The sequence below is a fragment of the Paraburkholderia sp. RL17-373-BIF-A genome, assembly GCF_046030175.1.
GTDB lineage: Bacteria > Pseudomonadota > Gammaproteobacteria > Burkholderiales > Burkholderiaceae > Paraburkholderia.
In genome coordinates, this window is the sequence record NZ_JARESO010000012.1 from 182,184 (window position 1) to 195,023 (window position 12,840).

Here is a 12,840-nt window from a genome sequence, read left to right on the forward strand (position 1 = left end):
CCTGTCGTTCACAAGTGGCTTTTTTTCGCGCCTACGGTCGGTGGCCCACGAACCTCACTCTCACTCCCTCACCAACTCCACCGCCGCCGCCGAAACAAACTCCGCTCGCACGCTATCGCCGACTTTCAACCGATCGAGCGAAATCCCCTTCGCGGCCCTGAGCACCTGCTGATGCTTGGGGCCACGCAGCGTGACCATGCGGGTCTTGCGGTCGATCTTCATCACCGTCGCGACCACTTTCACGCTATGCGCCGACGACGCGTAGCCCGCCGAAGCCGGTATCGCCGCGGTCGTCTCCACGCGTTCGCGCACACCCTTGGTCGCGAGCTTGTCGATGTTGACCAGCAGCGCCTGCTGATACGCAACGTTGAGCTTGTCGCCGATCTTGAGCCGGCTGACATCGGCGAGGGCAGGATTGACGTCCACGTCAGCGAGATTGCCGCGCGGACCACGCAGCGTGACGCTATTCGTGACGGTATTGATTGCGACCACGCGGACTTGCGCGTGAATCACTTCGGCGCGTCCCAGCGCCTGTTGTCCGGCGGGAGCGTCGGCATCCTGCGCGAAGCTCGATTGACAGAGCGTCGCGGCGAGCACGCTCACGAGAGAAGCCGCACGCCACATGACAGCGGCCGATGATCCGACTTTGCGCGCACAGGTCATTCGCTGCTCCCGAAGTGATCGCTACCAGCGGTCAACGCAAGCGGCCAACGCAAAACCGGCCACGCACTCGCGCTTACAACTCCGGCCGCGCCAGATCGCTGATGACGATATGTTCGCCGTACACCTGCGCCGCAGCGACTGCTTCCAGCTTGGTCGCGTACGGCCCGAGTTCGGGCGCGCCGTCGAACGGAAACAGCACGCGTCCGTCGGTGGTTCGAACCACTTTCAACACGCCGAAGAAACGCCGGTAGCCGGCCAGTTTCGACGTGGCCGAAATTTCAAAATCGTCCTCCGACGTCGCGGGGACGCTGGGAATGAATGCGGTCTTGCTCATACCTGAAAACATCTCTTGTTCGATGGGCCGGCACCGGCACGAATGCCAAGCCTACACCCGGTTGTCCGGGGAGGATATTCGCCGGCGGGCTTCATTGTCTCAAATCCGGGCGGATTCAACCGGCGAGCCAACACGCGCGCCGAGCGGTGGCCGGCAACACGGCCGCTCGCCGCCATCTTCAAGCGTCTTTGACTGCCGCCGCGTGCTCGGCCGCTAGCGCGACGTCTCGCTCGTTCACGCCCACGAAGCTCGGGCGCGAGCAAATGCGTTCGACATACTCAAGCAAGGCCGGCGTTTCGGGCACCAGCTTGAACATCATTCCCCAATGCAAGGCGATGCCCCACAAAATATCCGCCGCCGACATCGTGTCCCCGAGCAAATAAGGCGCGGCCTGCAACTGACTCGTTACCGTTGCGAGCATCGAATCGAAATCGCCGTAGGGCGAAGTGGAGGGCGGAGCGGGTTCACGCTTCATTGCTTTGTCGACCAGCGCCGGTTCGTAGCAGGCCGCGTAGTACACCAGCCAGCGCAGATACGGCCCGCGAGACGGATCATCGAGCGCCGGCGCGAGACCGGCTTCAGGAAAGAGGTCCGCCAGATAGATGAAGATGGCGACCTGTTCGGTGACCAGCGCGTCGCCGTGGAGAATCGCCGGCACTTTACCGAGCGGATTGATGGCGAGATAGGGCGCTTTGCGCTGCTCGCCGGCTTTCATGTTCAGCACCTTCAACTGGTACGGCGCGCCGAGCTCTTCCAGCAGCGTGAGCGCGCTGATGGAGCGGCATTGCGGCGAGTGGAACAGGGTGATCGTGCGGTCTGTGGTCATGACTTGAGCCTTCCCGAATGTGCGTGGTGGACGAAAAAACCGGCTTTGAGGCAGCAACGAAGCGCCGGGGGGATGCGTTCATCCTAAGCGTCCATACCTGTCAGTTTGTGTCAGGTATGACTACACTTGTCCGCATGAGAGCGAGCCGCCTTCTTTCCATCCTGATGACGCTGCAGGCGCGTGGCCGCGTCACAGCGCAGTCGCTCGCCGACGACTGCGCGGTTTCTCTGCGCACGATCTATCGCGATATCGACGCCCTGAGCGCTGCAGGCGTCCCGGTTCATAGCGAGCGCGGGTCGGAAGGCGGCTATCGCCTGCTCGACGGCTACCGCACGCGGCTGAACGGCTTGTCCTCGCAGGAAGCGGAGTCGCTGTTTCTCGGTGGCCTGCCGGGACCGATGCAGGCGCTCGGCCTGGGCGCGGTGATGGCCGGCGCGCAGACCAAGTTGCTGGCCGCGCTGCCGGTCGAATTGCGCTCGACCGCGGAGCGCATGCGCTCGCGTTTTCATCTCGATGCGCCAGCGTGGTTTTCGGACGCGGACGAGCCCGCTTATCTGCCGTCGATCGCGCGTGCGGTGTGGGAGCAGCATCCGCTGGAGATTCGCTATCAGAGTTGGAAAGCGGAGAAGTTTCGCCGGATCGAACCGCTTGGCATCGTGCTGAAAAGCGGCGCGTGGTATGTGGTCGGGCGCGTCGCGCCGGACGTGCGCATCTACCGCATTTCACGCATTCTCGAATTGAGCTTGCTGGACGAGACGTTTGAGCGGCCGCCCGCATTCGATCTCGCCGCCTACTGGCAGGACAGCACGCAGCGTCTCTCCGAAGAAATGCATGCGAGCGAAGCGAGGCTGCGTCTGTCGCCTTGGGGCATGCGGATGCTGGAAATCTTCGTGTCGCCGTTCGCGCGCTCTGCGGCGATCATTGGCGAACCGGATTCCGTCGACGGTTGGCGCACCGTGACGCTGCCGGTCGGTTCCGTGAGGCAGGCGTGCGCGGAATTGCTGCGCTTCGGCACCGAGGCCGAGGTGCTGGCGCCGCCTGAGTTGCGCGCGCGCATGTCGGAAGTCGCGGCGGCGTTGCATCGACGTTACGCGGAATGACGGCGTGAGAGTGCCCGTCGCACGTGTACGGGCCGCCCAACGGCGTCGCGGCACAGTTGGGTAGGGTGGCATATGCGTTCGCAAGGCAAGCGCGCCGTGCCGGGCCTGCGCTACGTGCTGAACCGCACGCCGATGTGGAGTCACACGCAGGCGGCGAGCATGATCGAGCGTCTGAGCGAAACGGGAAACGCGCCCGGTGGGCGGTGTCGGTTGTGATGGCCGCTTTAGCCGTCCGCACGATCAGGCGAGTTTCGCGCTGTTCAATCCGAACGGGCCGACAAGGATCCAGCGGCCGTGCTCGCGAAACTGGAGCGGACGCCGTACGCGGCGCGCTTCAAGGAAGTCTTCGGTGAGAACATCTTCGTCGAACGCGCCAAAGCCTCCATGCACGCCACGTATGCGATCGAACGGTTCGCGTTCGACGATCCGGGATTTCATCCGTACACAAGCAAGTCCGACTACTAGTTGGACGATAAATCGCAACTAACGGCACAAGAGTTGAGAGGGAAAAACTGGTCGACAATCCGGCGGGCGGCAATTCCTCCACCTGCCATATCGATCAGGTGGGCGTCGACGGCTCTCATCCGCTATTCACGGATTTCAACTTCCAGGCGCTCGGCGTGCCACGCAATCCAGATTTGCGGGCGAGGCAAGGTCGACAAATTCAACGATTAACCGGCCGCGCGGCACGTCAACGTCGACCCGACCGACGAACCGCTCACACGCAATGCCGGTGAGCGTCGGGTCTGGTCGGAGCGCGATATCGACGACGTCGCCGTTTTCCTGGCGACGCTGAACGACGACTACGTGCTGAAGCCGAAGCCGTCACACTGACATGCGAAAGAAGCCCACCAGCCACGATACTTCAGACGAATTTCGGTTCGTTCTGGGTCTAATTTGGGGGCAGAGCTATAATGGCCGGATTCCCTTTTCTTTCCCGTCCTCCGCTATGAGCCGGTTACTTTGCCTGATGGTGCTTTCGCTCGGCCTGATGCAGACCGCGACGGCCGACGAAAACACCGACCGGATGTCCGCGTACCTGACGCAAAAATTCGGTCTGGCAAAGGAAAAGGCTCAAAAGATTTCCGACGCGGTGCAATCGGCCGCTTCGAAATATTCCCTCCCGCCGGCGCTCCTGCTGGCGATCATCTCGATCGAATCCCGCTTCAAGGAAAAGGCCAAGGGCGCTAACGGCGCGACCGGGCTGATGCAAGTCGTGCCCGGCGCCCATCGCGGACTGCTGAGGAACGTCAAGGACCTCACCGAGCCAACCGCGAATATCGAAGTGGGCTCGGCGATTCTGTACGGCTACATGCGTTCGGCCAACGGCGATATGAACGCCGCGCTCAAGAGCTACGGCGGATCGCAAGCGTACGCGCAGAAGGTGAGCTTGCGCGTCGGAGACTTCGCAGCGGTCGCGCCATCGCAAGACGCTGCGCAACAATCGGATGTGCAGGCCGGCATGTGCGCGGCACGGCCTGCGTCTGACCGTTGCGCGGCACCGGGCAACTGGGCCGATACGTTCACCGTCCCGGCCGTCAATGCCGCCGGATTGAACGGCGCGGCGACGTCGGCGACGGGACTTCCCGCGACGTCACACTAAGCGACATTCGTCTCTTTTCCTACCGCAGAGCCGCAGCCGCGGTCATGCATTGTCACGTCCCGTAAGACGCCACGTTGCGCCCTTTTTACGCAGAGAGGGCAACCGCTCTACAATGCATTCCCATTCGCGCTGACGCAGCGTCTCTTCCGATCGACCATGTTGACCTCGTTTTCCAGATCCACAGCCGCCGCGTTTGCCGGCCTGCTGACCCTTGCCGCCTGTAGCAGCACGCCGCAGCCGAAATTCCAGCAGGAATTGTTCGAAACCGGCGCGAGCCCGTACGCACGCAATTTCAATTCGAGCACCACGGATAGCTGCGAGGCCGCGCGCCGGGCGCTCTTGAGCCAGGGCTATCTGACGACGATGACCCGCAACGATACCGTCGACGGCACCAAGAACTTCCAGCCGACGGGCGACACGCATGTGGTCGTCGAATTTCACGTGGTCTGTACGCCGGGAGAAGAAGCGAGCGATACCAGCATCGTCTATGTCAATGCGGTGCAGAACGGCTTTGCGCTGAAGAAAAGCGACACGTCGGCAAGCGTCGGACTGAGCGTGCTGGGGTCGCTGTCATTGCCGATCCGTTCGAACAGCGATGCAATGGTCAAGATTTCGAGCGAGACCATTCCGTCGGGCAAGTTCTACGACCGCTTCTTCGGGCTCGTCGATCATTATCTGCAGACGGTGGTGCGCACGCAGCCGGTCGCCAATAACCGCATCGAGACGCGCCTGCTGCCGGTGCCAGTCGAAGTGACGGCTCCAGTGCCCGTTCCCGAGATGCCCGATGCCATCGGCAAGGCGGCGTCCGTGCAGCCGGCGAGCGGAGTCGGCGTAGCGCCCTGACCCGTCCGCGGGCGTTCGCGTGTCGAGGCTGGTCAAGACCTGATCAGCCTTCAATCTCATCGCGAAGCATTACTTATCCTATGTCTTTTACTTCATACGTATATATATGTAGTAATAGTTAACAAGGGTTAACCCCTTCTGTGGATAACTCCCGAATCTTCCGTCACATCAACGCCATGCAAACTTGGTAACCCTGCGGAACACGTCTGTAGAAAAACTACCAAACCGGGATAACTTTGACGGGGCTTGCCTGACGCGCCGTCTTATCAAGATTCCGCACACAGCCTGTTCCATGCGCTATCCCGAAGTTATTCATAGGGAATTGTGGATAACTCGCATTGGCAGTCGTTTCTCCAACCGTTGCCGGGCAAGTTTTTCAAGTTACCCAAGCGCTCGCCACCGTACAGACCGCTGCCTGCCAGACGCGCACATTGAAGACGGACGGTACAAAGATTGCGTCTCTCTTTTTGCAAGCGCAACTGTTGCTATTTAGTCAAAACCATTTCGGCAACGCCCGATCCAGGCATAGAGTTAAAGTGTTTTCTGAGGTTATTGGTGCAGTGCGGGGGTGTGGAATGAAACGCAGAACAGCTCGACAGCTTGTCCGTCTTCTCTCGGATATCCGACATGCCACCCATTGCAGCACGCTGCGGGCGGCAGCCACCAATCGGGCCATCGCGCACGCATCCGCTGAACACGAAGCGGACCTCGCCGACAGCGACGAGAATAGCGACGCCACGCGCGACGCGCACCAGGACAAGCCGGCCCGGAGTGGATCATGAGAACGGCAAGCGAACAGTCGCTGCGGTTTCTGGTTGAGAAATGGCTTGCTCCGGAGCCTTCGGCGCCGGTTCACGTCACCGAATTCAGCCGCACTCGCCTCGGAGGGCGGCGTTATGTGCGCGTCGAGACTTCGCTCGAGAGGGGCTCGCGCGGGTTGTTCTTCTTTCGTCACGACGACGGCTGCTGGTGCGTGTTTCCGCCAACCGCCGATACGCCCGCTTTGTTTGCGCATCCGCGGGCGGCCTGAGGGCAGCAAGCAACCCAACGACGCCGAACGCCTGCGCAAATATCTCGCCCGCTTTGGCGTCGAATGGGGTGGCTGGCTGCATCCTCAAGACGACGCGCGAGTCACGCGTTCACGGCCGCGTTGCCACGCCGGCATCACCTGACACACGATCAAACCCGCGAGCATCAGCGCGCATCCGAACAGCGCGCGCGCCGACAGTGTCTCGCCGAGCACGAGCCAGGCCGCAAGCGCGGCGAACACACCTTCCATGCTGAAGATCACCGCCGCGTGCGACGGCGCCGCGTGTTTTTGCGCGACCACCTGAATCGTGTAGGCGATACCGACTGACAGCGCCCCGCCGTACAGGATGGTCGGCGCGGCGCGCGCAATCACCGCGAGGCTGAACGGTTCGACGGCGAGACCGACAACAAGGCACGCGAGTCCGCACGTCACGAACTGCACGAGCGCGAGCATCAGCGTGTCGTGGCGCAGCGCGAAACGTCCGACTAGCATCATCTGAATGGAGATCACGAGCGCGCCGGCGAGCTGATACCAGTCGCCATACAGCATCGAAAAGTGCTCGTTGACACTCAGGAAATACATGCCGACGGCCGCGAGCGCCGCACCGTGCCACGTGCCGATCCCCGTGCGATGTTTGAATAGCACGCCCAGCAGCGGCACGATCACTACGTACAGCGAACTGATGAAACCCGCGTTGGCGACCTTTGTGTATTGCAGGCCGATCTGCTGCAATGAAATCGAGGCGGCCAGCACCACGCCGAGCAGCGCGCCGGCGCCGAGCAGCTCGCGTGCGCCGCCGGGTTCGCGCTTCGACAGTTCAGCCAGCGCGGAGCGCCGCACGCAAACGATCAGCGTCAGCACGACCAGCGCGCCTAGCAGGAAGCGCAGGCCGGTGAACAGAAACGGTCCGATCGCGTCGAGACTCAAGCGTTGCGCGACGAACGCGGAGCCCCAGATCATCGCGGCGATCAGCATCAGGACATTGGCGCGCAGGTGTTGGCGGGTTTCGTTTTTCAAAGGTGGTCTGTCTAATTCGGTTGTTGTGTGACAAGTTGCTCGTGGCCGGGCAGAGGCGCGGCGCTGGCTAGCTAGAGGTCGCGTTCGCCGGCAACGTCAACGCCGGCAGCGTCATCACGAAGCGTGCGCCGCCTGAGGCGGCCGACTCGAGCCGCACGTCTCCGCCATGGACCAGCGCCACACGCCGCACGATCGCAAGGCCGAGGCCGAGGCCGAACCCGCCGGTATGCCGGTCACGGCTCGAATCAAGTCGATGAAACGGCTCGAACACACGGTCACGATCAGCGAGCGGAATGCCGGGACCGTCATCGTCGACGGTCAGCACCAGCGTGCCCGTCCCATCGACTTCCGCGCCCAGCGAAATCGCCCGCTTTGCATAGCGCGTTCTGTTGCGGATCAGATTCAGCAGCGCACGCGCGACCAGCTTGGGATCGCAGACATGATACGTGGGCGCCTGCGCAACCGCCGCCCCGCCCGTGGAAACCGAAAGCGTCAGCGAGCGGTCGACGACATCGTTGCACATGGCTCGCGGCCACGCTATCGAGCAGTTCATCCACCGACACGCGCATCAGCATTAGATGTCCCGCACCTTGTTCCAGACGGCTCAAAGTCAGCAATTCGGTGACCAGTTCATCGAGTTCGCGCACGTCTTTGCGCAGCGCGAGTTGGCGGCATGACGCGGCTTCTCGGCGCTTCGGCGAACAGCCCGATCGTGCAGTCGAAGAATAACTACTTCGCGATTACGGCACTGACTTATCGCTATTGATCGCGCTATTGAGCGGTGCGTCGATCGGGAATCCGAAATGTCGGCATGCCGCTTCGACGTCTTCTCAAGGTACTCGGGATCGTCGCATGACAAACTGCGGTTCAAGGGCTGGCGGGAGAGCCTGATATCGGCAGTGCGCCGAGTCACACCGCGTCGCCGAGCAGATGCGCTGAGCCCTCAAATGATTGAATCCGCTCATGGCGGTTCGTTCTCTAGCCGACTCGCGCGATAATCGCGCCAGTCGGCCACGGACCTCGGACACGACTGACCCAACGACCGGCCGATTTTCAGGCAAACGCAATGGACGAGAAAGACTGGATCGCCGGCGCCGCGAAAGCGCTGGCGATCATCGAAGCATTCGACGAAGAGCACGCGCGCATGACGCCCACCATGGTCGCCGGCCGCGCGCGTCTGTCACGCACGGCGGCGCGCCGTTATCTGCTGACGCTGCGTGAACTCGGCTACGTGGATACCGACGGCAAGCTGTTCTGGCTCGCGCCGCGTGTCTTGCGGCTCGGCCAGTCGTATCTGGATTCGGCGCGCTTGCCGCGCACCGTGCAGCCGTTCCTCCAGCGCATTACCGCGACCGTGCAGGAAACCGCGTTGGTCGCGATCCTCGCCGAACACGATGTGGTGTACGTGGCGCGCAACGGCGTGAACCGGGCGATGGCGGTCGGTTTCGTGCTCGGCTCGCGCGCGCCCGCGCCGTTGTCGTCGGCGGGACTGGTCCTGCTGGCGTTCCAGGCGCCGGAGAACATCGAGCAGTGGCTGGCGTCGTATCCGATCAAGGTGTTCACGCCCCACACCTACTCGACGATCGAACAGCTGCGCGAAGTACTCGGCGAAATTCGCCGCAATGGCTACGTGGTCACGGATCAGCAACTGGAGTTGGGCGTGCGCGGCGTCGCGGTGCCGCTGCGCGACCGGCATGGTTCGGTCGTGGCGGCGATCAGCGTCAGCATGCCGATCGGGCAGGAGTCGGCCAATGCCGCGCTGCACCGGGTGTTGCCGACCCTTTTGGAGAACGCCAGCCTGCTGCGCAACCTCGTTTGACACGGTCTAGGTGAATCCCCTGGTACGGGATGCTTAACGAGTGAAAGCGGGTCGAAAGCAAAGCTGTCTCCCGGAAAATACATATCGAGTTTTGGGCATGACAAACCGCCTACACTGGGTAATACTCTCCCGCGGGGAGCGGGAAGGCGCCTCAAGCCCTGTCTGCTTCACCGTGCAGCTTATTCATTCACATTGACTCAGTCGTCCAGGTTTGGGGAACAACACATGAAAAAAGTTATCGTCTCGCTCGCAGCCGCTTCGATCGCGCTGGTTTCTGTTCAAGCTTTCGCACAAGCGTCGGACGCAGCGCCGGCTGCTGCAGCAAGCGCGCCGAAGAAGCATCACGTCAAGAAGCTGACGACGCACGGTAAGCGCGCTCCGGTTTCGGCAGCTGCTTCGGCAGCTGGCACGAACGACAAGGGCACGCAAAACTAAGCTGTCGCCCGATTCTTCGGGCCAGCTTCGCCGGGTCGACTGCACGGCGCCGCTAGCCGGCTAATGCAGCGCGATTCGGATGAAGGCGTCGCAAGCAAAAAGGCCAGAGCATGAGCTCTGGCCTTTTTGCATTCTGGGCGGGTTTTTTGCGGCGATTAGCCGGCAAGGCCGCGCTTGATGACTTCGTTGAGCAAACCGCTCATCCCTTCGGGATGGGTCGCGGCGCGCTCTTTCAGTTCGGTCACCAGATCACCGTTCAGCTTGCAGGCAAACGCGACGAGGCCCTGCGCCTGGTCGAGCTTGCGCTGTTCGCGACGATCGAGCTTCGGCTCGGCTGCGGCGGCTTTGCCGAAACGGTCGGCGGTCGACAGCTTCATTGCGTTGTTCAGCTTGAGTGCCTTGCTCTTTTCAAGGTCGGTTTTTTTCATCGCCATACGGAAGGCCTCTGCCAGATAAGTAATCCCGCATTGTACGCATCGCGCCGAGCGTCGCGCGAACGCATGGCGTTCAGCTTCCGCGCGCGTGGTTTGCCACGTGCAATGCGAACCGGGATGACTCTGAATCGAAGCTCACTCGGACCGTCCCGGCGCGGCGGCCACGCTGTCCATCAGTGCGCGCATTCTTTGCCAATGCGTGCCTTCCCAGAACACGCGGCGACACACGTCGCAGGTGACGAACTGGGCATGCCGTTCCAGCACACCGTCGGGCGCGCGTGTGCCGACTTCCTCTTTGGGGATGCGCCGCAGCGGCACATTGCACATCAGACACAAGCGGAACGGTTGCGCGCTGCCCGCCAGATCGAGTCGTTCAAATACTTCGCGCAATTGTTCGCGCGGCCTGAGCGTGCGGACGTAGCAGCCATGCGTGATGCTGCGGCGTTTCAACAGCTCGCGGTCGCGTGTCAGGACGATGCGCTGCTGCTCGGCGGCGAGCGCTTCGATGTCGGCATCGGGAAAGTGGTTGTCGTACAGCGTATCGAAGCCGGCTAGCCGTAGAAGTGGCGCGAGGCCGCCCAGATGCGCGTCGGCGATGAAACGCACCACCCGCAGCGGCCGCTCGCGCACACGCAGGAGTGGCTGGATGTCGAGCGCTTCAAACTTCGGATAGACGGCGATGCGATCGCCGTCCGCGAGGGGATGATTGAAACCGACCGACTCGCCGTTGACCAGAATCAGCTCGACCTCGGTATGCGGCACGCCGAGCGCTTCGATCATGTGCTTCGCGGTGGCGCCCGGCGCGCAGGCGTAGCTGAACGCGCGCCGGCGCAGCGGCCGGGCGAGAAAATCGTTCAGCTCCTCGTAGAAGCGGAATGTCGCGGTCACCATCACCGCAGTATCGCACCGTGTTTCTTTGCGCGCTGTCCTGCACGTGTCGCATGGGTGTGTTTTACTTCCAGTTCTTTAGAAGACGGAGCGACAGATGGACATCGGTTTTATCGGTCTCGGCGAGATGGGTGCCGCGATGGTTGCAAACATTTTGAAAGCCGGGCATCAGGTGCGCGTGTGGAACCGCTCACCGGAGCGCGCGCAACCGCTCGCCGACGCAGGCGCGCGGGTCGTCGCGACGCCGGCCGAAGCGTTTGCGGGCGACGCCGTGTTCTCGATGCTCGCCGACGATAGCGCTTTGCGCGAGGTCATCACCGCTTCGCTGCTGGAACACGCTCCGCGCGGGCTGATCCACGTGAACATGGCGACGATCTCGGTGGCGCTGGCCGAGGAACTGGCGACGGCGCACGCGTCGCGCGGCGTCAACTACGTCGCCGCGCCGGTGATGGGCCGGCCCGATGTCGCGGCGGCGGGAAAGCTCACCATTGTCGCAGGCGGCCCAGCCGAATCGATCGACCGCGTCCAGCCGATTTTCGACGCGATCGGCCAGAAGACCTGGCGCATCGGTTCGCTCCCGCAGCAGGCGAACGTCATGAAGCTCGCCGCCAACTTCATGCTCGGCGCGGCAGTCGAGACGCTCGGCGAAGCGGCCACACTGGTGACCGGACACGGTCTCGCCATGCAGGATTTCCTCGACGTGATCACGAGCGGCTTGTTTCCGGGACCGGTCTACTCCGGCTACGGCAAGCTGATCGCGGAGCAGCGCTACGAGCCGGCGCTGTTCAAGGCGCGTCTCGGCCTGAAAGACATTCGGCTCGCGCTGGCCGCGGCCGACGCCGTCACGACGCCGCTGCCGATTGCTAGCGTGGTGCGCGACAGCCTGCTCGAGGCCATGGCTCACGGCGACGGCGAGAAGGATTTCGCGGTGCTGGGCCAGGTCGCCGCGCGGCGAGCCGGGCGCTAAGAGCAATTGACAGGCCCTGAAGAGCCACTGAAGAACGGCACTGACGGGCGCGGGCGGGCATAATAGCCGCCCGATCCTTTATCCGCCCTGATTCCCATGAGTCTGCATACCTGGTGGCTGTTCGTCGCCACTGTCTTCGTCGTTTCCGCGATTCCCGGTCCGAACATGCTGCTCGTGATGACGCACGGCGCCCAGCACGGCTTGCGCCGCTCCAGCGCGACCATGGCGGGTTGCCTGTCGGCGCTGGTGCTGATGCTGGCGGCGTCGGCGGCGGGCCTCGGCGTGTTTCTCGAGGCGTGGCCGGCCATGTTCAACGCGCTGCGGATGATCGGCGCGGCGTACCTCGTGTATCTCGGCATCAAGGCGTGGCGCGCGCCGGCTGACGAAGCGGCCGCCGGCGATGCCGACGAACTGGCCGTCAAGCCCGCGCGCTCGCGCTTCGCGCTGTTCCGCAACGGCTTTCTCGTCGCGGGCAGCAATCCGAAGGCGATTCTGTTCGCCGCGGCGCTGCTGCCGCAATTCATCGACGCCGCGCAGCCCAAGCTGCCGCAGTTCGGCGTGCTCGTCGCTACTTTCGCCGTGATCGAGGTGAGCTGGTATCTGGTGTACGCGGGTTTCGGCACGCGAATCGGCGCGAAGTTGAAGAGCCACAGCGTCGCCCGCATGTTCAATCGTCTGACGGGGGGCGTGTTCGTCGGCTTCGGCGCGATGATGGCGCTGGTGCGGCACTAGGCGCAAGGCGCAGCCGTTGGTCAACGGCTGCGGCAAGACATCTTGCGGAGTGTTGCGCATTTACAACGCCGAGGGTCTACCCTAATTTGCATGTTGCGCCGCACCAAGCCGTTTGCTATAGTTTGTCTTGTCTCCTCCATGTCTCCTCT

19 protein-coding genes and 1 pseudogene are annotated in these 12,840 nt (G+C 62.8%); 13 read left to right on the top strand and 7 right to left on the bottom strand.

The genetic code is table 11. From position 1 onward, the window contains the following. Nucleotides 1-60: 60 nt before the first annotated feature. From P0D80_RS17525 to P0D80_RS17535, 3 genes are all read right to left on the bottom strand, one after another. Nucleotides 61-663: a hypothetical protein gene (locus P0D80_RS17525; RefSeq protein WP_408176472.1), complete on the bottom strand. Its 603-nt coding sequence runs from the start codon at nt 661-663 to the stop codon at nt 61-63. Nucleotides 664-736: 73 nt separating this feature from the next. Next, nucleotides 737-997, bottom strand: a complete 261-nt coding sequence (locus P0D80_RS17530) for a DUF6723 family protein (protein ID WP_132376655.1) — start codon at nt 995-997, stop codon at nt 737-739. Nucleotides 998-1,175: 178 nt separating this feature from the next. After that, nucleotides 1,176-1,823 carry a glutathione S-transferase family protein gene (locus tag P0D80_RS17535; RefSeq protein ID WP_408176473.1) on the bottom strand — a complete coding sequence of 216 codons (648 nt, stop codon included), beginning with the start codon at nt 1,821-1,823 and terminating at the stop codon, nt 1,176-1,178. A gap of 116 nt (nt 1,824-1,939) precedes the next feature. Here P0D80_RS17535 and P0D80_RS17540 point away from each other — a divergent pair, with 116 nt between their 5' ends. The 8 genes from P0D80_RS17540 to P0D80_RS52025 all read left to right on the top strand — a co-directional run bounded on the left by P0D80_RS17540 (nt 1,940) and on the right by P0D80_RS52025 (nt 6,541). Then, complete coding sequence (locus P0D80_RS17540) at nt 1,940-2,923, top strand: helix-turn-helix transcriptional regulator (RefSeq protein ID WP_408285681.1); 984 nt, start codon at nt 1,940-1,942, stop codon at nt 2,921-2,923. A 72-nt stretch (nt 2,924-2,995) separates the two neighbouring features. After that, nucleotides 2,996-3,139 carry a hypothetical protein gene (locus P0D80_RS17545; protein WP_408285683.1) on the top strand — a complete coding sequence of 48 codons (144 nt, stop codon included), beginning with the start codon at nt 2,996-2,998 and terminating at the stop codon, nt 3,137-3,139. A gap of 78 nt (nt 3,140-3,217) precedes the next feature. Then, nucleotides 3,218-3,388: a hypothetical protein gene (locus P0D80_RS17550; RefSeq protein WP_408285685.1), complete on the top strand. Its 171-nt coding sequence runs from the start codon at nt 3,218-3,220 to the stop codon at nt 3,386-3,388. 484 nt (nt 3,389-3,872) lie between these two features. Further along, nucleotides 3,873-4,526, top strand: coding sequence for a lytic transglycosylase domain-containing protein (locus P0D80_RS17555; RefSeq protein WP_408285686.1), 654 nt, complete (start codon nt 3,873-3,875; stop codon nt 4,524-4,526). 156 nt (nt 4,527-4,682) lie between these two features. After that, nucleotides 4,683-5,369, top strand: a complete 687-nt coding sequence (locus tag P0D80_RS17560; RefSeq protein WP_408176476.1) for a DUF2242 domain-containing protein — start codon at nt 4,683-4,685, stop codon at nt 5,367-5,369. Between the two features lie 338 nt (nt 5,370-5,707). Continuing rightward, nucleotides 5,708-6,151, top strand: a complete 444-nt coding sequence (locus P0D80_RS17565) for a hypothetical protein (protein ID WP_408285687.1) — start codon at nt 5,708-5,710, stop codon at nt 6,149-6,151. Then, nucleotides 6,148-6,399: a hypothetical protein gene (locus P0D80_RS17570; protein ID WP_132376661.1), complete on the top strand. Its 252-nt coding sequence runs from the start codon at nt 6,148-6,150 to the stop codon at nt 6,397-6,399. Before P0D80_RS17565 ends, P0D80_RS17570 begins: the two co-directional genes overlap by 4 nt. Further along, the gene (locus P0D80_RS52025; RefSeq protein ID WP_494471452.1) at nt 6,377-6,541 is read left to right on the top strand and encodes a hypothetical protein; all 165 of its coding nucleotides are present in this window, start codon (nt 6,377-6,379) and stop codon (nt 6,539-6,541) included. The genes P0D80_RS17570 and P0D80_RS52025 overlap by 23 nt, the downstream gene beginning before the upstream one ends. On the opposite strand, the gene P0D80_RS17575 is transcribed toward P0D80_RS52025, so the two are convergent. Both P0D80_RS17575 and P0D80_RS17580 read right to left on the bottom strand, forming a co-directional pair. Next, on the bottom strand, nt 6,484-7,416 hold the full coding sequence (locus P0D80_RS17575) for a DMT family transporter (protein ID WP_408285689.1): 933 nt from the start codon (nt 7,414-7,416) through the stop codon (nt 6,484-6,486). The two genes, P0D80_RS52025 and P0D80_RS17575, sit on opposite strands and share 58 nt — an antisense overlap. A 67-nt stretch (nt 7,417-7,483) precedes the next feature. After that, nucleotides 7,484-8,117: pseudogene (locus P0D80_RS17580) on the bottom strand (ATP-binding protein); the annotation flags it as partial. On the opposite strand from P0D80_RS17580, the gene P0D80_RS17585 reads away from it, so the two are divergent. The 3 genes from P0D80_RS17585 (at nt 8,090) to P0D80_RS17595 (ending at nt 9,670) form a co-directional block, all read left to right on the top strand. After that, the gene (locus P0D80_RS17585; RefSeq protein ID WP_408176479.1) at nt 8,090-8,182 is read left to right on the top strand and encodes a hypothetical protein; all 93 of its coding nucleotides are present in this window, start codon (nt 8,090-8,092) and stop codon (nt 8,180-8,182) included. The pseudogene P0D80_RS17580 and the gene P0D80_RS17585 sit on opposite strands and share 28 nt — an antisense overlap. A gap of 300 nt (nt 8,183-8,482) precedes the next feature. Continuing rightward, complete coding sequence (locus P0D80_RS17590) at nt 8,483-9,235, top strand: IclR family transcriptional regulator domain-containing protein (RefSeq protein ID WP_408285691.1); 753 nt, start codon at nt 8,483-8,485, stop codon at nt 9,233-9,235. 225 nt (nt 9,236-9,460) lie between these two features. After that, nucleotides 9,461-9,670 carry a hypothetical protein gene (locus tag P0D80_RS17595; RefSeq protein ID WP_132376664.1) on the top strand — a complete coding sequence of 70 codons (210 nt, stop codon included), beginning with the start codon at nt 9,461-9,463 and terminating at the stop codon, nt 9,668-9,670. 155 nt (nt 9,671-9,825) lie between these two features. On the opposite strand, the gene P0D80_RS17600 is transcribed toward P0D80_RS17595, so the two are convergent. Continuing rightward, nucleotides 9,826-10,104 (bottom strand): hypothetical protein, encoded by a 279-nt coding sequence (locus P0D80_RS17600; protein ID WP_408285692.1) that lies wholly within the window; start codon nt 10,102-10,104, stop codon nt 9,826-9,828. A gap of 135 nt (nt 10,105-10,239) precedes the next feature. After that, nucleotides 10,240-10,995, bottom strand: a complete 756-nt coding sequence (locus P0D80_RS17605; protein WP_408285694.1) for a Mut7-C RNAse domain-containing protein — start codon at nt 10,993-10,995, stop codon at nt 10,240-10,242. 94 nt (nt 10,996-11,089) lie between these two features. Between P0D80_RS17605 and P0D80_RS17610 the strand changes: the two genes are divergently transcribed. Continuing rightward, nucleotides 11,090-11,959: an NAD(P)-dependent oxidoreductase gene (locus P0D80_RS17610; protein WP_408176481.1), complete on the top strand. Its 870-nt coding sequence runs from the start codon at nt 11,090-11,092 to the stop codon at nt 11,957-11,959. Between the two features lie 96 nt (nt 11,960-12,055). Further along, a complete protein-coding gene (locus P0D80_RS17615; RefSeq protein WP_408285696.1) occupies nt 12,056-12,691 on the top strand; it encodes a LysE family translocator in 636 nt (211 codons plus the stop codon). Nucleotides 12,692-12,840: the final 149 nt, after the last annotated feature.